General features: G+C 38.9%; 20 protein-coding genes. 6 read left to right on the top strand and 14 right to left on the bottom strand.

The window, feature by feature from the left end:
• Nucleotides 1-177: 177 nt before the first annotated feature.
• The 5 genes from msrA to GO621_RS05385 all read right to left on the bottom strand — a co-directional run bounded on the left by msrA (nt 178) and on the right by GO621_RS05385 (nt 4,507).
• Complete coding sequence (msrA, locus tag GO621_RS05405; protein ID WP_157564929.1) at nt 178-717, bottom strand: peptide-methionine (S)-S-oxide reductase MsrA; 540 nt, start codon at nt 715-717, stop codon at nt 178-180.
• A gap of 72 nt (nt 718-789) precedes the next feature.
• Entirely contained in the window at nt 790-1,827 is a 1,038-nt protein-coding gene (locus GO621_RS05400) for a hypothetical protein (protein WP_157564927.1), read from the bottom strand.
• A 173-nt stretch (nt 1,828-2,000) separates the two neighbouring features.
• Nucleotides 2,001-2,882 (bottom strand): class I SAM-dependent methyltransferase, encoded by an 882-nt coding sequence (locus GO621_RS05395; protein ID WP_157564926.1) that lies wholly within the window; start codon nt 2,880-2,882, stop codon nt 2,001-2,003.
• 141 nt (nt 2,883-3,023) lie between these two features.
• A complete protein-coding gene (locus GO621_RS05390) occupies nt 3,024-3,776 on the bottom strand; it encodes an ABC transporter ATP-binding protein (protein ID WP_157564924.1) in 753 nt (250 codons plus the stop codon).
• On the bottom strand, nt 3,773-4,507 hold the full coding sequence (locus tag GO621_RS05385) for an MlaE family ABC transporter permease (RefSeq protein WP_157564923.1): 735 nt from the start codon (nt 4,505-4,507) through the stop codon (nt 3,773-3,775). Before GO621_RS05385 ends, GO621_RS05390 begins: the two co-directional genes overlap by 4 nt.
• A gap of 69 nt (nt 4,508-4,576) precedes the next feature.
• On the opposite strand from GO621_RS05385, the gene GO621_RS05380 reads away from it, so the two are divergent.
• The 4 genes from GO621_RS05380 (at nt 4,577) to GO621_RS05365 (ending at nt 8,469) form a co-directional block, all read left to right on the top strand.
• Nucleotides 4,577-5,281: an SDR family oxidoreductase gene (locus tag GO621_RS05380; RefSeq protein WP_157564921.1), complete on the top strand. Its 705-nt coding sequence runs from the start codon at nt 4,577-4,579 to the stop codon at nt 5,279-5,281.
• 19 nt (nt 5,282-5,300) lie between these two features.
• Nucleotides 5,301-5,819, top strand: a complete 519-nt coding sequence (locus GO621_RS05375) for a PspC domain-containing protein (protein WP_157564920.1) — start codon at nt 5,301-5,303, stop codon at nt 5,817-5,819.
• A gap of 3 nt (nt 5,820-5,822) precedes the next feature.
• Nucleotides 5,823-6,800, top strand: coding sequence for a LiaI-LiaF-like domain-containing protein (locus GO621_RS05370; protein ID WP_157564918.1), 978 nt, complete (start codon nt 5,823-5,825; stop codon nt 6,798-6,800).
• Between the two features lie 343 nt (nt 6,801-7,143).
• A complete protein-coding gene (locus tag GO621_RS05365; RefSeq protein WP_157564917.1) occupies nt 7,144-8,469 on the top strand; it encodes a peptidoglycan DD-metalloendopeptidase family protein in 1,326 nt (441 codons plus the stop codon).
• A 66-nt stretch (nt 8,470-8,535) separates the two neighbouring features.
• Here GO621_RS05365 and GO621_RS05360 read toward each other — a convergent pair whose 3' ends face one another.
• From GO621_RS05360 to GO621_RS05320, 9 genes are all read right to left on the bottom strand, one after another.
• Nucleotides 8,536-9,813 (bottom strand): sensor histidine kinase, encoded by a 1,278-nt coding sequence (locus tag GO621_RS05360; RefSeq protein WP_157564915.1) that lies wholly within the window; start codon nt 9,811-9,813, stop codon nt 8,536-8,538.
• Between the two features lie 3 nt (nt 9,814-9,816).
• Nucleotides 9,817-10,380 (bottom strand): carboxymuconolactone decarboxylase family protein, encoded by a 564-nt coding sequence (locus GO621_RS05355; protein ID WP_157564913.1) that lies wholly within the window; start codon nt 10,378-10,380, stop codon nt 9,817-9,819.
• A 278-nt stretch (nt 10,381-10,658) separates the two neighbouring features.
• The gene (locus GO621_RS05350; RefSeq protein ID WP_157564911.1) at nt 10,659-11,990 is read right to left on the bottom strand and encodes a TldD/PmbA family protein; all 1,332 of its coding nucleotides are present in this window, start codon (nt 11,988-11,990) and stop codon (nt 10,659-10,661) included.
• A 99-nt stretch (nt 11,991-12,089) separates the two neighbouring features.
• Nucleotides 12,090-13,727, bottom strand: coding sequence for a TldD/PmbA family protein (locus GO621_RS05345; RefSeq protein ID WP_157564909.1), 1,638 nt, complete (start codon nt 13,725-13,727; stop codon nt 12,090-12,092).
• Between the two features lie 83 nt (nt 13,728-13,810).
• Nucleotides 13,811-15,616, bottom strand: a complete 1,806-nt coding sequence (locus tag GO621_RS05340) for a hypothetical protein (RefSeq protein WP_198170142.1) — start codon at nt 15,614-15,616, stop codon at nt 13,811-13,813.
• Complete coding sequence (locus GO621_RS05335) at nt 15,616-17,760, bottom strand: DUF4175 family protein (protein WP_157564905.1); 2,145 nt, start codon at nt 17,758-17,760, stop codon at nt 15,616-15,618. The genes GO621_RS05340 and GO621_RS05335 overlap by 1 nt, the downstream gene beginning before the upstream one ends.
• On the bottom strand, nt 17,753-19,285 hold the full coding sequence (locus GO621_RS05330) for a BatA domain-containing protein (RefSeq protein WP_157564903.1): 1,533 nt from the start codon (nt 19,283-19,285) through the stop codon (nt 17,753-17,755). Before GO621_RS05330 ends, GO621_RS05335 begins: the two co-directional genes overlap by 8 nt.
• 207 nt (nt 19,286-19,492) lie before the next feature.
• Nucleotides 19,493-20,377, bottom strand: a complete 885-nt coding sequence (locus tag GO621_RS05325) for a DUF58 domain-containing protein (RefSeq protein WP_232335597.1) — start codon at nt 20,375-20,377, stop codon at nt 19,493-19,495.
• 38 nt (nt 20,378-20,415) lie between these two features.
• Nucleotides 20,416-21,417 (bottom strand): AAA family ATPase, encoded by a 1,002-nt coding sequence (locus tag GO621_RS05320; protein WP_157564901.1) that lies wholly within the window; start codon nt 21,415-21,417, stop codon nt 20,416-20,418.
• Between the two features lie 159 nt (nt 21,418-21,576).
• On the opposite strand from GO621_RS05320, the gene GO621_RS05315 reads away from it, so the two are divergent.
• Complete coding sequence (locus GO621_RS05315; protein WP_157564899.1) at nt 21,577-22,200, top strand: DUF4159 domain-containing protein; 624 nt, start codon at nt 21,577-21,579, stop codon at nt 22,198-22,200.
• A gap of 118 nt (nt 22,201-22,318) precedes the next feature.
• The gene (locus GO621_RS05310) at nt 22,319-23,521 is read left to right on the top strand and encodes a GAF domain-containing sensor histidine kinase (RefSeq protein WP_157564897.1); all 1,203 of its coding nucleotides are present in this window, start codon (nt 22,319-22,321) and stop codon (nt 23,519-23,521) included.
• The last annotated feature ends 52 nt before the right edge of the window (nt 23,522-23,573 follow it).

Genomic DNA, 23,573 nt, shown 5'->3' with positions numbered 1-23,573 from the left:
AGTTGCTTTTTTGTCATTTCTACCAACAGGAGAGACCTTCATCGAAGCGGTTTAATTATTATTATTATTATTTGAAGAAGATTCCTCTTGCATCGGAATGACAACACGACAAAACTAAAAAGAAGCACCTGCTTTACACAAATACTTCTTTTACCGGCAAAAAATCAGGATTGCTTTTTAAGAGGCCAAATTCGTTTTTTCTTTAAACTCTTTGATAAACTTGTTCAGCTTAGGCTGGATTACAAACGCGCAGTAAGGCTGCGAAGAATTGTTGTTAAAATAATCCTGGTGATAGCCTTCTGCTTTATAAAAAGTTTCTGCCGGAACTACCTGCGTTACAATTTTATGGTCGAAAATGCCTTCTGCATCCAATTGCTTGATCATGGCTTCGGCTGCTGCTTTCTGCTCATTATCAGCATAAAATATAACGGAACGATATTGCGTACCAACATCATTTCCCTGACGGTTTAAGGTAGTTGGATTATGTGTTTTAAAAAAGATCAGCAATAATTCCTGATAAGAAACAATTTCCGGGTTATATTCCACTTCAATTACTTCCGCATGTCCGGTATTACCGCCGCAAACCTGTTCGTAAGTGGGGTTTTTAACCTGTCCACCCATGTAACCTGATACAGATTTGACTACGCCTTTTACATTTTGAAAAACGGCTTCCGTACACCAAAAACATCCTGCGCCAAATGTTGCTTTCTTGTTCATACTTTAATAAACGCAGATAACCGTTTTTTGATTTTGTATGCTGTTTTTAATGAAGCAATCTGACAAAACAGCTTACTGATACTGGATATAAATCGGTTTTGGTTTTAAAGCAAGCACTTCTCCCGGAGTCATCATGTGGTTTGGCGCTTTCTTCAAATCGTTTTTGTAGAATAATTTAAAACCGGTAAATTGAACGGGTTCTTTATAAATATGGTTGCGGTAAGTACCTTTTTTCAATTCCGGTTCGCCCCAGCCGTCCATATCCATTACCAGCTGTACTTCCGGATGCAATTTAATATTTTTATAATTAGTAACCATTCCTTGTGTAAAGCGGTGTACAATTAAAATTTTAGGCGGAAGGTTGTTCTGTTTAACCAGTTTGGCCAAATAATCTGATACATAATTTACATCGTCAGCATCATAAGTACCAATTTTAGTGCCTGGCCTTGCACCGGTTTTCATAGAAAACTCCGGGTCCATGGCAAAATGGACATTTGGCATTTTCAGGTAATTCTCAAACAAAGGCAACTCTGCACGAATGGTACTTAGCGCAACCTGTACATCAATAAAAACCAAAGCATTACGTGTTTTAGCCAAAGTTAAAACAGAATCAATTTGTTTAAAAGGCATGCGGTAACGGTATTTGCCATCTTTTCCGCCATCGCCTTGTGCCACAACAGCAATATAATGCAATGCCGGGATAACGGGTGTACTAGGATCTGCTTTTTCCCAGGTTTTTACTTCGCCATCCAGTTTTTTCAACATTTCCTTTGGAGGAAGTTCGCCTAAAATCCCCATTCTTTTAGAGTACAGGTTTCCGTAAAAAGCCACAACTCTTTTATAAGGTAAAATAGCGCCGGTAAGCGGATAAGGTGTTTTTGCTACCGGCCATTTTCCGGTTGTATCACCATTGGCCAGCTTTTTCATCAGCGAATCGTACTCTTTGGTGTTAATAGGCTGCGGGGCAGGTTTTGCAACAATAGTATCTTTTTTTGATACAGCTATGCCCGAAACTATTTTTCCGGCCTTACTGCTTTCGCTGCAATTGGTAAGCAGGGTAAGCGAAGTAGCCGCAAGTGTTAAAGTAAGAAGTAAATGTTTAACGTTCATTTTAAAATGTGATAGTTGGTTCGGCTGATTTTGGTAGGCCTGGTGTTTTAATAGCTGATTAATGTTTTGTGCTCATACGTCTTTTTACTCCGTCAGTTTCACGATATGTAAATATAGTAGCAGCAAGCACAAACATAACAGGTTTAAGGCAATTTATAAGATTTAATTTTAAACTAAAGGTTATTGAATTTTCCAAACACGCCCAAAGGTAACTTGCTGCCTGCTGTTGCCTGTAAATATAATTCTCCGGTTTCCAGGTTTTTTGCTTTTGGATAAGCGTTTAAAATCAGGTTTTCTACAATGACGGAAGAAAAGCCAAGCGAGTAAGTATTCAGGATCAGGAAATGTTCCTGCTCGTCCAGCAGTTTAACTACGTCCAGCATCATTTCCAGGATATTATCTTCCAGTTTCCATTTTTCGCCGTTCGGGCCATGGCCAAAAGCAGGCGGATCGAGAATGATACCATTGTATTTGTTGCTTCGTTTAAGCTCTCTTTTTACAAATTTTAGCGCATCTTCTACCACCCAGCGGATGTTATCCAATCCTGATAATTGCATATTTTCGTTTGACCAGGTAACAACCTGCTTAATCGAATCCACATGCGTAACTTCTGCACCGGCTGCCCTTGCAATCAGCGAAGCTGCGCCGGTATAAGCAAACAGGTTTAAAAATTTAGGCTGAGGTGTTTTTAGTTTTTTAATGTTGGAGGAGATGTAATCCCAGTTTACAGCTTGTTCAGGAAAAACGCCGACATGTTTAAAAGAAGTTAAACCGAGGCGCAGACGGATACTAACTTCCGGGTTCTGGTATTCAACGTGCCAGCGGTCTGGCGTCGACTGGTTCTTTTTCAGCCATTCGCCGGATGTTGCAGAGCGGCCTTTAAAACGGATATGATGCTGTTTTTGCCACTCATTTTCTGATAAGGCTTTGCTCCAGACTGCTTGTGGTTCCGGCCGGATCAAAATTAAATTGCCAAATCGTTCCAGTTTTTCAAAATTACCGCAATCGATCAGGTCATAATCTTTCCAGTATTCTGGCGTAAGGAGTTGGATCATTTTTTGTTGAGGTGTGAACTTCGAGGTGTGAGGTGTCAGGTTTGAGGTATCAGGTTTGAGGTATTGGTATTGACACTTAGTATTAAGCAAATTGCTCGCACCTCAAACCTCGTACCTGATACCTCACACCTCAAACTTCTTTTACAATTTCTCTTTTGCTGCCCGCATAAATTTGCTGGCAAATACAAAACTATTTAATTCTGGATTATCAGTATGGGCAATTTCATTGTTTGTTCCCTGCCACCATTTTTCGCCATTGTGCAGAAATAAAATGTTATCACCAATTCCCATTACAGAATTCATATCGTGGGTTACTACAACAGTTGTAATGTTATTTTCATCGGTAATATCCTTAATTAATTCATCAATAACGATAGATGTTTTTGGGTCGAGGCCAGAGTTAGGCTCATCACAAAACAAATATTTGGGCTGCATGGTGATAGCGCGCGCAATACCAACACGTTTTTTCATCCCGCCGGAAAGTTCTGCGGGAAATAGTTTGTTGGTACCTTTAAGGTTTACTCTTTCCAGGCAGTAATTGGCGCGGTCAACTTTTTCTGCTTTCGACATTGCTGTAAAGAGGTTTAATGGAAAAATGATATTTTCTTCCACAGTCATCGAATCAAATAAAGCCGAATTTTGAAAAAGCATGCCAATTTCTTTCCGTATCGGAATTCGTTCCTCAAAATCCATTGTCGTAAAATTCTGGTTGCTGTATAACACTTCGCCTTTTTCGGGTTCGTGTAAACCAACAATACATTTTAACAAAGTAGTTTTTCCGGAACCGGAACCACCAATAATCAGGTTAGACATACCTTGATTAAAAATGGCAGAAATCCCTTTCAGCACATGTTTATCTCCAAAGGTTTTATTAATATCTTTAATCTCAATCATAACATCAACTGGGCTATCAGGTAATCGGCACAAAGAATAATAATACAGCTCATTACCACGCCGCGGGTACTTGCTTGTCCAACTTCTAAAGCTCCGCCCGAAGTGTAATAACCCTGATAAGCAGAAACACTGGTGATGATAAAGGCAAAAACCAATGCTTTTATTAAGGCAATACGTGCAAAAAGCGGATTGAAATCTGTAGTTAAACCAATTACATAATCATTAGGGGAAACGGCGCCAGAAGCAGCGCCGGCAATATATCCGCCAAATAAAGAAAGGCAAACGGAGATAATTACCAGCAAGGGAAACATGGTAATACCACCAATTACTTTCGGTAAAATTAAATATCCGGGCGCATTTACGCCCATAATTTCCAAAGCGTCTATTTGTTCGGTTACGCGCATCGTTCCGATTTGCGAGGCAATACTGGAACCAACACGTCCGGCCAAAACTAAGGAAGTAATCGTCGGACTGAATTCTAAAATGGCCGAATCCCGTGTAATACCACCAATAATAGAACGCGGAATTAAATTACTAACTAACTGAAAAGCAGTTTGTACGGTAGAAACCGCACCAATAAAAACCGAAATGATACAAACAATTCCTAAAGAACCAATGCCGATAGAAACCATTTCACGCATAATCTCGCTCCAGTAAACCTTAAATTTTTCGGGCTTTTTAAAGCTCGCTTTTAGCAGTAAAATATATTTGCCTAAGTGGTAAAATATCATTCTTTAAAATTTTTTAAAAATACATTTTTTCAATTTAAGACCTCATGTTGTTTTTAGCTAATTTTATCCATGCAAAACGCACTGATAACAGGGGCAACCAAAGGAATAGGATTGGCCATTGCCAAAGCACTGGCTAAAGAAGGAATTAATCTGGCTATTTGTTCCAGAAATAATGAAGATTTATTGCTGGTAAAAGAAGCATTGCTGCAAATTAATTCTAACATACGTGTTTTTACACGTGTTACTGATTGCAGTTTACGTAAAGAACTCATCAGTTTTGCAGCAGAAGCAGAACGAGAATTGCAATCCATACAAATCCTGATTAACAATGCAGGACTGTTTTTACCGGCAAGTATTTTGGAGGAAGAAGAAAATGCCTTGCAAAAGCAATTGGATTTAAACCTGATGGCAGGTTACGAATTGTACCGTTATTTCGGTAAAAAATTAATAGCTGCCCGTACCGGACATATTTTTAATATCTGTTCTGTAGCAGCAAAACAAGTTGTTGTAAATGCCGGAAGTTATTCTGTAACAAAGTTTGCACAGCGTGGTCTTAATGATGTTATGCGCGAGGAAATGAAAGCCCATCGGGTAAAAGTAACTGCCATATTGCCGGGATCAACGCTAACAAGTTCCTGGTCTGGGACTACCATTCCGCCAGAAAAATTTGTAATGCCTGAAGATGTGGCTGCTGCCGTAATTAATTGTTTAAAAATGAGTGCAGGCGCCAATGTAGATGAGCTGATTATCCAAACCACAACAGAAGAAATATAAAAAAACAGAATTGAAGATCATGGAAAAGAAATTGTACCGCGATGAAAGCAGAAAAGTGATAGCTGGTGTATGTGCCGGTCTGGCCGATTATTTTAGCATTGATGTTACCCTGGTGCGCTTGCTTTTTGTTTTAACGCTTATTTATCATGGCGGCGGCACGCTGGCTTATATTGTTTTGTGGATTGTAATGCCGAGAAGAAACGTTGTTTTAAATGAGCCGGTAGTAGATTATACCGTTCATGGCGAAAACCCACCTTCTCAACCTTTCAGGCCAAGTTTCAAATCAAACAATAATAAAGATATAGCCCAAATTGGTGGTGCCGTACTTATTTTATTAGGCATTTTTTTCCTGCTGGACCAGTTCGACTTTATTCCGTACTGGTTTAATTTCGAGCAGTTCTGGCCGGTAATCCTGGTCGTTATTGGTTTAGGGCTAATCCTCCGTTCCAAAAATAAAACAGTAGAACCAAAAACCGAGGAGAAGAAAGAAGACTGGTCTGGCATCAACCCAAATGATAACAACACAAAAGATATTTAAACCATGAAACGCGACAGATTATTTACCGGTTTGTTTTTGCTGGGCATTGGCATACTGTTTTTACTGGATAATTTTAATGTGATCAATTTCCACTGGGGAAACATCATCAGGCTTTGGCCGCTGTTCCTGATTTTATCTGGCGTAAACATGGTTTTTTCCCACCAAAATTCTGGCAGCGCTACTGCTGTAAAAGTAGCTGTTTTTATAGCAGTTTTTGCACTGGTTGTGTATCGCGGCGCTATGCCGGCCGATAGCCATTTCTGGAACAATCATTTTAACAACAATGCTTTTTTTAATGATGATAGCAGCGATGACGATGACGATCATGAGGGAAAAGGTGTAACTAAATTAGAAGGGAACAGCACCTACCAGGAACCCTACTCGCCGCAGGTAAAAGTTGCTACATTAAACATTAGAGGTGGCGGCGCTACTTATATTTTACAGGATACAACCGCCGAACTTTTTAGTGCAGCTACACATGAGTTATCCGGAAAGTTTGTTTTTAACACCCTGGCAACCGATTCTGGCAAAACCATCAACTTTAACACCAGAAGTTCCAGGCATTCTATTAACTGGGATAGCGATAAAGGTAATAAGGCAACTATTAAGCTTAACACAAACCCCGAATGGAATATTGATGTTGCATCTGGCGCAAGTAAAATGAACTTAGATTTAAGTAAATTTAAGATCAGGAATTTGCATGTAAAAGGCGGCGCTACTTCAATGGATGTAAAATTGGGTGAGCCGGTAAACAACATGCTGGTTGATATTTCTACCGGAGTTTCCGAAGTAAACATCAGCGTACCAAAGGATGCGGCTTGCCATATCAACAGCAAAACAGGTTTATCCTCCAAAAATTTTGATGGGTTTGAATCTAAAAGCGACAGCCAGTATGAAACGGCCGGTTTTGCTGCGGCACCTAAAAAAATATACCTCAATTTAAAAGGCGGTATTTCTGATTTTAGTGTGAAACGTTACTAAAAAGACCTCCCATTTTAATCATGTAAACTCTTGACATAATTTTTTATGCTGAGGGTTTTGCATCTTTATCCCTAAACCAATACTGTTTTTACCGGCATAAAAACAGCATCAAAATATAAAAAGCTTAGTTTTACGGCTGATGTTTATACTCAACCTCAAACAGCGTTTCATTCTTTCGCTCATTGTTTTTTCGCAGTTTGCAATAAATATTATATTACTTGATGAAGGTTTCTCTTGTTGGTAAAACTGATAGCAAACCTTTGATAAAGGACCATCCCGGCCATCAGTTTGCAGCAAACATTCATACTTCTGGAAGGTTAAAATTGAAAGTCAATTTACATTTATGAATTTACTAACCCAATCCAAATTAAGCGCTCTAATTTGGATGCTTCTTTTAGCAACTATTTTTTCGTGTAACAGTATTGGGCCTGCTGGTTTATTTAAAAAAATGTCTCCTCATGATACTTATGGCAACCGTTTGAAAACTGCTGGTTTGCAGCAAACGGCCATAGGAAGCCAGTGGCTGCAAATGGCAGATCAAAGTTTGGGCAAAGCAATCCACATCACCATTCCGTATAAAGAAACCGGTTTTTTTGCTGCAGAACGTGTTCAGGCCGCTACTTTTCAGTTTGAAGGCAAAAGAGGGGAGAAGCTGTATATCAGCCTCAGTAAAAATCCCGCACAAAATTTTAATATTTTTATAGATTTATGGCAGCAAAAATCCCAGCAAAACAAATTACTGGCTTCTGCCGATACCTCCGGGAAACCTTTAACTGTAGAAGTAAAGCAGGGCGGAACCTATTTGCTTCGTTTACAACCAGAATTATTGAAGAGCGGAGAATATACGTTGATAATCCAATCTGGCCCGGCTTTAGCTTTTCCAGTTGCCGCTTCCGGCAAACCAAATATTGGCAGTTTTTATGGAGCTGATCGCGATGCCGGAATCCGCAAGCATGAAGGCGTTGATATTTTCGCTAAAAAAGGAACGCCAGCTTTAGCGGCAGCCAACGGGATTGCTCAACCAGGCGAAAATAAATTAGGCGGAAAAGTAGTTTTTTTGCATCCTGACGATGCGGACTATACTTTGTATTACGCACATCTGGATTCGCAACTGGTACACAACGGTCAGCATGTTTCTGTTGGTGATACCGTTGGTTTGGTTGGCAATACCGGCAATGCTAAAACTACACCTTCACATTTGCATTTTGGCATTTATACCAATGGCGGCGCTGTTAATCCGCTTACTTTTGTTGCACCTGTTACTAAAAAACCTGAACCTGTTACCGCTCCTCTGCAAAACCTGAATACCATGGTTCGGACAGATACCCGAAACAGCAAATTACTTACAGAAGCTACCGAAAAAGCACCGGTAAAAGAAGCATTGCCGGAAGGAACAGCTTTGCATGTAGATGCTGCTGTTGGAAATTATTACAAAGTAACGCTGCCAAACGGACAAACAGGTTTTTTAAACAGTAAATCTGTTAATACTATAAACGCGCCGTTAAGAAAATATACGTTAAAAACAGCACAGCCTTTGTATAACCAACCCGATACTTTATCACCAAAAAAGACAATCCTGGCAGCCGGAAAACCGGTAAATGTACTGGCTGGTTTTGAGTCTTTTTATTTGATAGAAGATGGAAATGAAACAGGCTGGCTGAAGAAGTAGCAATCAGGATAAAAGGATGTTGGACGGAAATTAAAATAAATATTGGATGATGAAACGTTTCTTTGTTTAAGCTGGAAGACCTATGTTAAATGCCGTAAATACACCTGCTTTGCTTTCAACAGTAATTTTTCCGTTAAGCATTTTTACCAGCTTTTTAACAATGTATAAACCAAGCCCGGTGCCTGTAGAACGTTCATTTCCACGGTAATACATAGCAAATATTTTATCTTTTATTTCTGGGGGAATGCCTGTTCCGTTATCTGCAAAACGGATCAGGAGGCCAGGGCCTGAATTTTCTATGTGAATATCAATTTCAGGTTGTGCGCTACAAAAGCAAATTGCATTTTCAAACAAATTTTCAAAAATGCACAAAAGCATTGCTTTGTGACATGAAAAACTGTTTAAAGTTGCATCTGAAAATCGGACAACAATATCATTAGACTGGATCTCGTTCTGAAATTTTTGTTTTATTTTCTGAACAATATCTTTAAAATCAATTTTTTCAAAGTTCTTTTCAAACTCAAAAGAACTCATGGTATTTAACTTAAACAGCATTTTGTCTAAACCGCCAACAACTGTTTTACACTTATCGAACAAGTTTAGAACATCAGGATCATCAGTAACCATTTCTGCCAGGTTGGCCAACCCTACAATATTAGCTAAAGGCGCCCTGAAATCATGGCTGGTACGGTAAAACAAGGTCTGTAATTCCAGGTTTGCTTCTTGCAGTTCAACTGTCCGCTGGCTTACTTTTTCTTCCAGCGTTTGGTTTAAAATAGTTATCTGTTTGTTTTTTTGTTCAAGTTCAAGCCGTTTTTGTTCAATTTGCCGGATTAGAAATAACTGGGAAAGTTTGCTTGCTATCAAATCACTGATAAGTCGCAAAAACTTAAAATCAGATTCAAGCGATAAATCTTCCTGTCGCAAAGCATTGGTTACGATAATTTGATGCTGGCTGTTAACAGTTGGTAATACGGAAAGGGAATGAACTTTTGGATGATGGTATACAGTTTGGTTTAATGTTGGGTTTTCTTTGATTTCTGCCCTGGTTACCGATACGGGGATCCCTCGGGATAAAACTTGCTTCTCAAATTGCAAAACAGAATCAACTGTACCTTCCAGGAAGGTACAGTTGCCACGAAAAACTTCAAAAGTTAAGGTTGAGTTATCAAACTGATAACAGATCCGGAAAATAAAGGAATCTAAAATAAACTTAACCTGGCCGGAAAGAGCAACAGCTATAGTATTGTAGGTATTACAATTGTTTATTTCAGTAGCAAAATTGGCAAAAGCTTCATATCGAATCCGCTGCGTATTTTGCAGGTTATCAAATGAAACAGCCATTGTTTATTTTACTTCCATCAGTTCATTATCAATCTGAATGCCCGAAATGTCGGCAATCGTATTCACCATGTTGGTTAGGTCTGCAAGGGCCATCAGTTCTTGTATCTCTAAATCCGAAAAACCTTCGTCCCGCAAATCTTCATAATCTTCTATTGTTGCGTTTTTTGGTGATAAAGCCAGATTGGTAACAATTTTAATAGCAGTTTTATAAGCCGAAGGAATATAGCTGCTGTTCAGGTCGTCGGTAAGTTTTTCTGCATCATTTCCGGTCAGCATTTTACTCATGCCATCTGCAATAACACCATGTGTATGCGCACAATATTTACATCCTTTTAAAGTGGAAATATTGTAAATAATCAGTTGCTTTAAAATGAAAGGCACATTGCCAACCAACATTGTTGAGCGCAACTTTTCCCAGTTGCCACGAAGCAGCGTAGCATTATTTCCCTGGCATTTAAACCAGTTTAAAACAAAAGGAATTCCAAGTTCCCTCATTGTTTCATCATAAATTGATTGGACTTCAGCAGAAGCTGAATCATATTCAACGATGTTTAATCCGAAATTCATTTTTAGTAAGAGGATTTTAAGTTTGATTAATTAAAGTCGTTCATACTAATGCAATTAGAAAAAAGTTACATCATTAAATAATATGACAATAGTTATGTGTTTAAGCTTTATAAGAAGTAAGGTTTTTTAAAGAAACGTTCTTAGGTTGAAGATGATAGGATGCAGTTTTTTTGCTGCTAAAAGAAGTATTGTACCGATGCTGTTTTTACCGGTTAAAAATTGTTGTTAAAACAAAAGCACGACCGAAATCGTGCTTTTTAAATTTATTGCTTTCGAGATTAAACAGCGTCTGATAAGGAACTGAAAGTGAAATCCCTGATCTTCATCGGCGGGATTAAGTAACTGCGATAAGATTCTACACTGATACTTCTTTCTGGTTTGCCTAACGCTTCTACGTTGTTCAGCATAATTACAGGACTTTCATTAAAGCGGAAGTTTTTAACCGGATACATGATTTTTCCGTTCTCAATATAAAAAGTACCATCGCGGGTTAAGCCGGTTAAAAGAAGCGTTTGTGGGTCAACCATTCGGATATACCAAAGTCTGGAAACCAAAATTCCTCTTTCCGTGCTTTTGATCAGGTCTTCAATAGAAGCCGTGCCGCCTTCCATAATAATATTGCTTGGCCCAGGTACTGGTTTTACACCTTTTTTATCCGCCCAATAACGGGAATAGCTTAGGTTTTTAACGACACCTTTATCAACCCAGGTTGTTTTTTCCAGCTTTTCCCCTTCGCGGTTCCAGGTAGAACCAGGCAATTCCGTGTTAAAAGGATCAGAATAAATGGTTACTTTTTCGTCCATCAGTTTCTCGCCTAAACGCGTTCCGCCGCCAGGTTTGCTTAAAAAGCTACGGCCTTCGTCTGCCATACGGGCATCAAACCTAAACATGTTTTCGAGCATGTAAGTAGCAGCAACCGGTTCTAAAATAACGGTGTATTTCCCCGGTTCTATGGCTTTTGCACCTTTAGAGCCATTTGCTTTTGTAGCAGCAATTTTGGTAGCAGTTAAAGTATCAAGCTTACTAATATCGTTAAAACCGCGCGCAGCATAACCAGAAGCTGTTCCTTCTGCATTACGCGTAGTTACCGAAAATATAACATCGGTATCTTTATCATAACCAAACAAGCCTTTAGAATTCATGAAGGCATTAAAACCAGTTGTGTTTTCCAGAAAGCCTGCTGCCTGCAAATTAGCCGCTTTACAAACTTCTATGCTTTTTAAAACCGCTTCAGCACGTGTATCAGGTGTCATGGCAGCAGTTGCTTGTACATAACCAATTCCTTCAGGAAAATCCTGCGGGCCAGCTAAAGGCATGTGTTCCGGGTTTTCCGGTGCTAATCTGGCTAACTCTTCTGCTCTTTTTACGACTGTTTGAAGAGATAAATCATCAAACTGATCGATGGTAGAAGTGGCAGATTTCTTACCAAAAGTAGAAGTTACCGCAAGCCCTAATGTACTGATATCTCCCGCGGTAGAAACGCCGTTTCGGGCATAACGGATATTTCCGCCTTCTCTGCCACTTAAACCAACTTCACATTCATCTGCTTTAGAAAAACTGAGTACTTTTTTGAGTATCGTCTGGGCTTCTTCTTTACTTAATATCGCCATTTTTTTATTTTATTGTGATTTCACAGAATTTAAGAGATTCCACAGAATTAATAGTGTAAAAAAAGCATCCTGTTAATTCTTAAATTCTCTTAATCCTGGTTAAATTTTTCTTGCTGTGTTAATAACGTTAACACCATTAAAACGAGTGGTTGCAGAACCATGCGAAACAGCGTTTGACTGCGAAGGCTGTCCTTTTCCGTCATTAAAAGCACCACCTAAACGGTAATCGCTTTCATCAGCAATTGCTGCACAGGAATTCCAGAACTCCCGTGTGTTGGCCTGGTAAGCAACATCGTTCAGCATTCCTACAATCTTGCCGTTTTTGATTTCGTAAAAAGTTTGTCCGCCAAACTGGAAATTATACCGTTGCTGATCGATCGAGAAAGAACCGTCACCAATAATATAAATACCTTTTTCTGTATTTTTGATCAGATCATCAACACTCATCTTTGTTTTACCGGGTTGAAGGGAAACGTTCGCCATCCGCTGGAATTGAACATCGTCCCAGCTTTGTGCGTAGCAGCAGCCCTGAGATTCTTTTAGGCCGATAATATGTGCCTGATCGCGAATAGCCTGATAATTCACTAAAATACCATCGCTAATCAAATCCCATTTTTTACATTTTACGCCTTCATCATCATAACCAACTGCGCCTAAAGAGCCAGGCTGAGTTTTATCAGCAACAACATTAACGAGCTTGCTGCCAAACTGGAATTTCTTGGATTCCCATTTATCCAACGTTAAAAAACTGGTTCCTGCATAATTGGCTTCGTAACCTAAAACACGGTCTAATTCCGTTGGGTGGCCAACAGATTCGTGAATGGTTAACCAAAGGTGGGAAGGATCGAGAATTAAGTCATATTTTCCCGGTTCTACTGTTTTTGCCTTGATTTTCTGGTTGGCATCTGCCGTTGCTGCTTTTACATCTTCCAACATATCATAACGGCCTTTGTAGCGTGTTACCACACCTGCAACTTTATCCTGCGGACGCGCATTCAGATATTCATAACCCATTCCCATCGGAGAACTTAGGGATTTACGGGATTGAAACTTGCCCGAAGCAGCATCAATTTTAGTAACCACAAAGCTTGGGAAAATGCGGTGAATATCCTGATCGATGTAAGAACCATCTGTAGAAGCAAAATATTTCTGCTCGTTCACTGCAAAACAAGTAGAATTGATAAAGCTTGCGCCGCCCGCTTTTGCTGCCGCATTTACAGATAATAAAAGATCTGTTTTATCTTTTATCGGCACTTCAAAAGCATTAATTTCTATTGGTGTTTTCCAGCTTACTTCGCCAAAACCTTTTTGTGGCGCTAATTGCACCGGTTCTGCCTGTATTTTAGCGTTTGCTTTGGCTACGGCAACGGCGCGTTCTGCTGTTTTGGCAACATCTTCTTTCGTCATGTTGTTAGAAGCCGCAAAACCCCAGCAACCATTTGCAATTACACGGATACCAACGCCTTGCGATTCTGTATTAGCAATATTTTGTATCCGGTTTTCACGCGTAATTACGGCCTGGTTCAAGTAACGGCCAATGCGTACATCCGCATAAGAAGCACCTTTTGAGCGGGCAGCATTTAAAGCTACATCAGCGAGTTGCTTTTTTTGCTTCACATCCATTCCATCGTACAATGCAGCCATCGGATCAATGGGACGTGCAAAAGCAGGCATTTCGGGTAACATCAAAGAACCAAGTCCTAAGCCCGAGAGGTAAAGAAAGTCGCTTCTTTTCAATTGATCTCCTCCAAATTTTTAGTTAATGTAATTTATAAAAAGTTCCAATTTAGTTCTTTTATGTTAATGTAGATGAAAAAAAATTATAATAATTTCGTTTCAAACCATAAAAATGTACAAGAGAGCAAAAAAAGCAGGTAAAACCAGATTGGTGATACAAAAATAGCTTCATTTTTTTGCTGATCCTGTTTTTTTAACTCGTTTGCAGCAAATTGTTTAGTGTATTTTTTGGTTAAATTGATTTTTTTGATTGATTTTATCGGATTCCAATCTCTGTTTTCATTAATATAAATTGAACCCGCGTTGTTACCGTTTTCAATTATCGAAATCCATCCTGCTTTTTTAGGCCAGAAAGTAGCTTCCTGTAAAAAAGGAATAGAAGGATTTTGATTGAATGCCATTGTTGTTCCATCCACTTTTACATTCGCTGTTTTTGCTGAAGTCTCCAGCATAACGGGAACCATACTGTTTTTACCGGCAAAAAATGTAGTAAATACGTTTTCTTTCCGGCTTATTTTTCTTGCTGCTTTTGATAACAGCATCGACCAAAATGCAGAATATGCTGCCGGTTTGCCCGAAAGCTGCCAGGTAAACGTATTGTTTAAAGTAGATAAAATTAGTTTTCCTGCGCCATAAAGTTTGCTGTTAACTACTATATGAGCAGTTTCATCCTGAATCAAAGCTTGAGAATTTGGCTGATTACGAATGAAAGCAGGATGGTCGGTTTGTATAGTTAAACGCATGCCTGAGTTATCATTCAATTTTAACCGGAGCTGTTTCTGCGGATTATTTGATTCCTCAACCGGAAACTTTTCCCTGATAAAAGAAGCATTGGCAGAACTATCGGCACGAAAAATCAATCCTAAACCTTTTCTGCTGGTTTGTGCCAGAATTGCTGCTGCTTCTGGTTTGCTTAAACTTCCGAATGCGGTTGCATCACAAATTAAAACGTCGAAATTTTCGAGCAGGGAAGGAGTAATCCTGTCAAGCAATAACTTATTCAAATTGGCAAAATCTGAAGTGGTTTTGTTTTTGCTGATAATACTGCGCGAAGCAACTGCATAAGCATTTTGGGCCAACCAGTTTTTTAGAAAGCGGCTTTCAAAATCGGGCGAAGCATTTAACATTAATACTTTCAATGTTCTTGATGGCCCAACCGAAAACGGAATCGGTTCATCTTCAATCGTATCTTTTCCTGAAAGTGCAATTAACCGAAAAACTGCTTGTCCGCTTTGCTTTGGAATTGTGCTGAAATTAAAATCAATGCTTCTTTTAGCACCAATTTCTATCGAATCCAGACTTGTATTTAATCCTTTTAAAACGAGTTTGACTTTAGCATCTGTTTGGTTGAGAAAGTTTCCTTGCACTTTGAACAATTCTCCTGCATTTAAACGATGTGTCCAGTTTACTTTTTGAATTCCGGAAGGTAATTCGGGCGCATAAAAACGAATGGGAGTTTGATTCAGGTTTTGCAGTTCATCTTCCTCCAAACCATCTCCTAAAATATGAATTGCCGTGTTAGCTGGAATTGTGTTTCGCCACAAATCCAGATCAGCAATAAAATGAACAGCAGGAGATTTTAAAGTTTGAAAAACACCTGCATCAGCAGTATAAATAAAAGGTTGCTGCGAAGAAGAATTGCGGTATTTATTCAAACTGTCTTTACTAAAACCATCCGTTAAAAGCAGTATTTCTTTGGATGAAACGTTGCTCTTTTTTCCTTTAAAAGAAAGTGGCACCGCCAGAAAAACCAAACTCAAAACAGTCAGAAACGAAGCTAATAAACGCCAGCTTAAACGTAAACGATTTGTCCGACTGATCTCTTTCCAAAACAGGTAAACCAGCAGTAAAAATGAAGCAGCAAGTACCAGGATATTCCACGTCATCATTACCTAATTGTGCGGGTTAAACTTTGAAAATAAGTATTTGATAAACCCTGGTCTGGATTAATTTGTGCTGGCGCCGGCAATTTTGCAACAGGCGGAAGCATCTTTTGTATCGCTTTTTCAACCGTCCAAATATCCTCTTGACTGATATTTTTTGGTTGAGAAGCATTAGCCAGAATTTTACGGAAAGCGGTTACGGCAGGCAAATAAACCGACGGTTGCGAAACGGCTTTACTGCTGATCTGCACATTGCTCTGATGCAATATTTGCAGTGAGGACGCACCTAAACCAGCGCCATTTTTAAGCTGATTAAGCAAGGCAGCAGATTGCCTTAAAGGCAAATAAGGATCAGTTTGCTTTTTAAAATCCTGTTGGTTTACGGGGTCAATAATTTTAGTCAGGTCGCCGGTCAGCCTTTTTTCTGCTGGTTTTAAAGGTGCTATTTTCGCGCTCGTTTTGGCAACATAAGCACGCGATTTTTGCTGCAAATCTTTCAATAAACGCAAAGCTTTATAAGCAAAAGGCAACGCCTCGTGCGGTTTGTAGGTACGCAAACGCAGCTCTGCACTCCACATTTCATTTAATGTTGCTTTTAACTGGTTTTTAGTTTGCGGATCGATAAAAGTAGCATCTTCCGCATTGTCGTGTTTATCTGTATAAGCATCTAAAATTTTTGTTGCGTTGCTAAAATCTTTTGGATCTGATAAGGTATTTCCTTCTTCCGGATCGCCGCCTGATTCATTTTCTTCACCCAAAAACTTGCCGTAGCGCAGCCGAAGCAGCTTCTGGTCGAAACCTAAATTATTGCTTCTTTTCTTAAATTCTTCAACCTTAATCGTGTCTTTATCTTTTAGCAATTGTTCTGTTTCAATGATGATTTGCCGCTCGCTCCTGAATAATTCCGGCTTCAAATCCAGGCTGTTTATCATGCCTTCAAGCTGCATCAGTTTTGCTGTATCAGCAATAGAAACGATGTAAACTTCGGAACGTGTTTCCTGGTTATGGTTATCTTTTGCCTTGATGTAAAAATACAATTCATCTCCCGGCTGCATGCCTAATTGCTTTAAATCCAACAGTTTCTGCAACTGATATTGAGTTTGATGGCCGTTAAAAGCAGCAGCGAAAGCGATTTTTTGTTCCTTAAATTTTACTGCTTCGCCGGTGCCGCTTGCAATAGTTGCATAGATGTACGCATCGCTGATACCATAATCATCTGTTAATGCTGTTTTTAGCAGTGTTTTTTGCGGCTCGCCATAATCAATTACCGAGTTTGGATTTGGCGATTGGATTCGGATCACCGGAGGAGAATCTTTAATCACTTCAATCTGGTACAATTCGGACATTTTTCCATCTAAATCCACCTGATAAAAACCCGGCGCACGAATTGCTTTTGCTGTTTTCCACAAAGTATGTTCTGCATTTGCTGCTTTTAACGGTAGTTTTTCTTTGTCATTAAAAACAAAACTAACCTGTTTAACCGCTTTGTTGGTTGTAATTTCCCAATTTACCATCGCGCCATCTTCCGCAGAAATCGTAAATTTTTCCTGTTCCCTTGCGCTTTTTCCGGTATAAGCAGGAGGCGTAATTTTTAGGTTGAAGTGATCGATCTCCGGCAAAATAGCTTCTGGTTTTGCAGGTTTTCCGGTTGCGTCGAATGCTTCTTTTACCGGGTTAAAATGTTTGTTTTGAAGAGAAAAAGGAAGTTTAGTAAGTAAGAAACTAATGGCTAAGGCGCCAGCAAAAACGATAGCGCCGACTTTTAGCCGCTTGTAAAATTCTTTTGGCTGAGGTAACTGCGGTAAAATGCTTTCTACTTTTTGCCGCTGCAAACGTTCCAGTAAATTAAGTGAACCTGTTGGTTTTAACGCAAGTTCTGTACTTTCTTCCAGTTCAGGGAAAGAAGTATTTAAAAAACGGGCAACATCAGCAATACCAATTTTCCAGGAAGAATCGAAATAAAAAAAGACAGTTCCAAAAAGTAAAAACAACGGCAACAACCACCAAAACGAAGTAGCAAAAACCAGATGAAAAAGAGCATTTAAAAAAATTGCTGCGGCTAAAGCCAATAAGGCAAGTGATAAAATATTGCTGTTTTTCCACTTTTTCTGCCAGTTGCTGATGACCAATTTTCCCTTTGCCTCAACCATAATTTTCTTCTTTTTTTGTTTGAGAAAGAATCCGTTCCAATAAAAAAACCAGGAACAAGGCAATCCAACATGCGTGTTTTAAATCAATCATATCCATTTGCTTGCTGTTTTTATAAGATGGATCTGATGAAATTGCTGTGGAAATTTGCTTTTGATCTTCACCCATAATTCTTCTGTCATTATTAGAAAAATCTACTGGCGGAAAACTTTCGTAAATCAGGTTTAAAATCATTTTTGGAAAATCACTGCTCCAGGGCAGATCATTCCAGGAAGGATTAAAGCGGCTGTAAAAGCGATAAATATTTGTATTTCCGTTTTGCTGTAAGCTTAAAACCGGTCCACCAAAACCATCCTTCCAAACAGTTTCGCTATTTTCATCAGCAATGCTTCTTTTATCGGCTAAAAAATGTTGATATAAATTGATCGGTTCAGAAGCACTTCTTCCAAAACTCTCAGAACTGTTAATCCATGAATTAATTGCTTGCTGTTTGCCCGTTTCATATTCAAATAAATTTCCGCCTGCAACTAATTTTTGATTTTTTTGAGGAAAGTTTTGATTGGATAACCAGAAAATCCAGTTCTGCTTTGCCGGAATTTGGTTGAAGTTTGTTGCAGAAATCAGTTTTATTTTCCTACCGCTAAACTTTTTAACCGCTTGTAATGCAGCTTCCAGATAAGCAGCGTCTGCAGGAAACTGGTTTTGATAAATGGTTATTTTTAAGGTTGATGTATCAACAGGGACCGGTGGTTGCGGACTATTTTTTAAAGCTGCAACAGGTTTCCCTTCTTCAACAGAAACGTTAAAAAGCGGATTGCCACGATCGGTCGATTGCAGATTTATCTTGCTAAAAGAAGTACCGGAAGCTTTGCTGTTGCCAACAATTAATTGAATGCTATCGGTTGGTGTTAAATAAGCGCCCTGGATCCAGGTTGAAACAGAATCAGCAGGTGTATGGGTTTTCCAATGAAGATCAAGAGCTAATTCCGGGCGATTGTCTTTAAAGTAACGCAACTGATTGGAAGTGAATAAATAAACGGGTGTTTTCTGTGGCAGTTGCTGCTCCAGCAACTTTAACAAAGACCAGTAGGAGCGAGACTGAGATTTGGTTGAATCCTTTAAAATTTCTTCAGGTTTTATTGCCTTAAAAGAAGCATCAAACTCATGGATTTCATAACCAGCTTTTATTAACGAATCTATTTGCGGTTTAAAGCGGGCGTATACTTCTTTTACCGGTTGTTTTTCTAATAAAACCCAGCCTTTTGCTTTGGTTAGTTTTGCTTGTTTCTGCCAGAAAGGTGCTGTTAATAAAAGTGCCAATATGATCAGCATTAAACAGCGCAAAAGCAGTAATATTAAATCTGTTATCCGAAAACTACGCGAACTTTGACGCGCACTTTCTCCCAACAAAGCAATGCTTCCGATTTTAAGCGTTTTACCGGTTTTAATATGCCACAAATGGATAACTATCGGAACGATGATTCCGGCGATAGTCCAAAGCCATAAAGGGTTTAGTAGTTGAAGCATAATTAGCTGTAAGGTATGAGGTTTGGGGTATGAGGTTTGAGGTTTGAGGTATGTGGGTAGGGTTTTGAGTATGGGGTTTGAGTTAACTGCTTTTCTTACTTTTTTGATATAGTTATGTTTAGTTTGTTTAAACTTCTTTTTATTTACCTGCTGCTGCCTCCTAACTCCTACCTCCTACCCCAAATCCTAAACCCCATACCCTTTCTCCTAAAACCCTTTTGCCCGCTGGTTTAAAAAATCGCGTAAAGCCAGATCTAAAGGTTGGTCCATACTGATTAAACGGTAAAAAATACGTCGATCCAATAATTGGGTTTTAATATAAGCCAAACGTTCATCTAATTTTTGTTTATAAATTTTGCGTGCTTGCGTGGCATTAACTTGTATGGTTTCTCCGGTTTCCAAATCTTCTAAAGTAGAATAACCGGAAAAATCCAGTTCCAATTCGTTTTTTCCGATTAGTTGGAACACGATGATTTCATGTTTTAAGGCTGATAATTTATCCAGCAGAACCAAAATCTCATCACTTTCTTCATAAAAATCAGTAACGAAAACTAACAGTTCTCTTTTTCCCGTTCCTGCGAAAATTTCTTTGTAAGCTATAGGTTCTGTAAATTTCCCTTTTGGTTTAAGATTTTCAAGTTGATAAAACAAACGGTTTAGATGCTGCATGCTTTGCCTCGGCACTAACGAAAATAAGCTTCCGTTTTGAAACACATATAAACCTGTTGCATCGCTTTGTAAATTAGCGAGATAAGCAAGCGAAGCCGTTAAATAAGCAGCATAAGTACTCTTTTTAAAACCGGCATCTTCATGGTTCATAGAAGCGCTGGCATCAACCAGAAAACGGACAGAAATATTGGTTTCTACTTCAGATTCCCGGATATAATACCGATCTGAACGAGCAAACATTTTCCAATCCAAAGAGCGTAAATCATCGCCCGGCTGGTAGCTTCTATACTGACTAAATTCCATTCCCGGGCCTTTAATCGTGCTTTTGTTAACGCCACTTAAAAAGCCATCAATTACTGTTTTTGCAGCTAATTGTAAGCTTTTGATCGACATAACAACTTTCGGATCGAGGAGCGAAGGCATTATAATTTTTTTGTGGATAAAAGCAGTATTCCGCTTATTTACAAACCAACAACCTTTGACCGTTCTATCGCTTTAATTAACTCCGCAGTAACCATATCCGAGCTTACATTTTCGGCATCAGCTTTAAAGTTCATTAAAATACGATGGCGCAAAACCGGAAAAACCATATTATGGATGTCTTCCATCAAAACTGCATATCTGCCTTTAAATAAAGCACGCGATTTTGCGGTTAAAATAAGTGCCTGTCCGGCACGTGGGCCAGCGCCCCAACGTACCCATTCTTTTACGTAAGGAACGGTGGTAGTATCGGGTCTTGTTGCACGAATCAGGCTGCTAACATAATGTATTAAATCATCATTAATCGTTACATCTCGCACTAAATCTTGCAGCTGTTTAATTTCTTCTCCGCCTAAAATTGGGTTTACCTTTACTTTTTTGCTTCCGGTTGTACTGTTTAAAACACCAAACTCTTCCTGTACAGTTGGATAGCCAATTTTTACATATAACAAAAAACGGTCTAATTGTGCTTCAGGCAAAGGATACGTTCCCGCTTGTTCAATCGGATTTTGCGTTGCGAGGATAAAAAAAGGACGGTCTAAAGGATAAGTTTGTCCGCCATACGTTACCTCAAACTCCTGCATCGCTTCCAGTAAAGCAGATTGTGTTTTTGGCGGCGTACGGTTAATTTCATCAGCCAGAACAATATTGGCAAAAAGCGGGCCTTTGTTAAACTTAAAAAAACGTTTTCCGGTTACGTGGTCTTCTTCCAGGATTTCTGTACCTACAATATCTGTTGGCATTAAATCTGGCGTAAACTGAATTCTGTGAAAGGATAAATGCAAAGCTTGCGATAAAGTACGTACCATTAACGTTTTAGCTAATCCCGGAACGCCTTCCAGCAAACAGTGTCCGCCAGCTAATAAGGCAACCAATATTTCATCTAAAACCTGGTCCTGGCCAATAATTACTTTTTGTATTTCATTTTTTAACAATGAAAGTTGCGAGAGTAGACTTTTTATGGTACTTTCTGTAGTTTCCAAAACGTTTTATAGTTAAAATAGGCAAAGCCTGTATTTGTTATTGGAGTAAATTAGAAATAAAATGGCGGAATTTAGAAATTTTATGAATAGTAGCAGAAACTTTACAAAAATTATAATGATAAAACAAGTTATCAATAATTTTTGCAATAATTTAGGACAATGAATGCGGCCAAGTTTACTTTTACCCGTTTAAGATATACTTCCGGAGATTGGGACACCGATCAACGTATGCCTTCTAATATCCTTAATTCGCTGATAGAATATACAACTATTCCGGTTAATACACAGGAAAAGATTATTGATTTAAGCAGCAACGAAATTTTTTCTTCTCCTTTTTGCTACCTCAGCGGGCATAAACTGGTGCAGTTTAACGCCATCGAGCGCAGCAACTTTAAGCAATATGTGCAAAACGGCGGTTTTATTTTTGTTGATGACTGCAACCATGATATCGACGGGCTTTTTGCACGTTCTTTCGAGGCGCAGATGTCGGCTTTGTTTGGTCCGCATGCTTTAAAGAAAATTCCCGCCACACATCCTATTTATTCTTCTTTTTTTAAATTTGAAAAAGGCCCACCCAATACGGCTTTCGAGTTAAATGGCTGGGGCGATGACCTGATCCACGATTACCTAAAAGCAATTGAAATAAACGGCCGTATCGCTGTTTTATACAGTAACAAAGATTACGGCTGCGAGTGGGACTACGATTTCAGGAACAAACGCTTTCTGGCAGAAGACAATACTAAATTTGGGGTAAATATTGTGCTTTATGCTATGGGAAGCTAAGTTCAGCTTCTTCTTTCAATTAGAAATAAAATCATCACACTTTTCCGGCTGTTTGATGTATATATATAATTATAATCAATATTATATTAAATAATATTGATATAGTGATAACTATATTATGAAGGAGCTTTTTTTAGAAGATAATGAAGCGGAAAGGTTAAAAGTGCTTGATTCTTATAAAGTGTTGGATAGCTTGCCCGAAAACGGTTTCGATGATATCACGAAGCTGGCTTCTCAAATCTGCGAAACACCTATTTCTTTAATCAGTCTGATCGATAAAGACAGACAATGGTTTAAATCCAGGTACGGAATAGACGTGCACGAAACACAAAAAGACCACGCTTTTTGCACCCATGCTATTTTAAACCCTGATGAGGTGATGATGGTGCCGGATTCGCTTAAAGATGACCGTTTTAAAAATAATCCGCTGGCTACCGGAGCCCCTCATGTTGTTTTTTATGCCGGTGTTCCCTTAGTTAATCCTGAGGGTTATCCGTTAGGAACATTATGTGTGATCGGACACGAGCCTAAACAGCTAACACCTAATCAGGTCGAAGCATTAAAAGTGCTGGCAAAACAAGTAATGAACCAGCTGGAACTGCGAAAGAAGGTAAACGAGTTAAAGGAAACGGCAACCAATCTGCAGGAATCTTACCAGTATTTGGAGCGTTTTGCAGTAATGGCTTCGCATGATATCAAAACGCCTTTAACCAGCATTATTTTATCAGCACAAATGCTTAAAGCGAGGTATGGCGATTTGGTTGATGATAAAGCCAATCATATGTTGGATACCATCAATCATTCTTCAAAAAAGCTGCTTGATTATTTAAACCAGATGTTGGATTACTCCAAATCAAACACAGTTTTAACCAAAAGAAAACAAGAGGTTTTTTTAACAGATTTAATCCAGCATATTATAAAATTGCTTAACATTCCTGCGTCTATCCGTTTTGAATTTCATGAACGTAACGTTTACTTAAAAACCTCTCGTATTGCTTTAGAGCAGATCTTCATCAACTTAATCAACAACGCGGTAAAATATTCGGATAAAGAGAATGGTTTGATCAAGCTGGAGTTTTTGGAGGAAAAGCAATTTTACCGGTTTAAGTTAACTGATAACGGAAAAGGGATTGCCCCGAAGGAAATAGATACTGTTTTTATATCTAAAATGTTAATTAGCGACGAGGATAAAATGCAGGACAGAAACGCCAAAATAGGATTATCAACCGTAAAAAACCTGGTAGAAAGCTTAGGGGGCGAAATCAAAGTAAATTCTGTACTAAACGAAGGCACAACCTTTGAATTTACTCTCCGTAAATAATCAGATGCTTCTTTTATGGCATAAAAACTTGCATCCCGTTTACATTAGCTTA

Source organism: Mucilaginibacter arboris, assembly GCF_009754915.1.
Classification (GTDB): Bacteria; Bacteroidota; Bacteroidia; order Sphingobacteriales; family Sphingobacteriaceae; genus Mucilaginibacter_A; species Mucilaginibacter_A arboris.
This window is presented reverse-complemented; position numbering and strand designations above follow the sequence as displayed.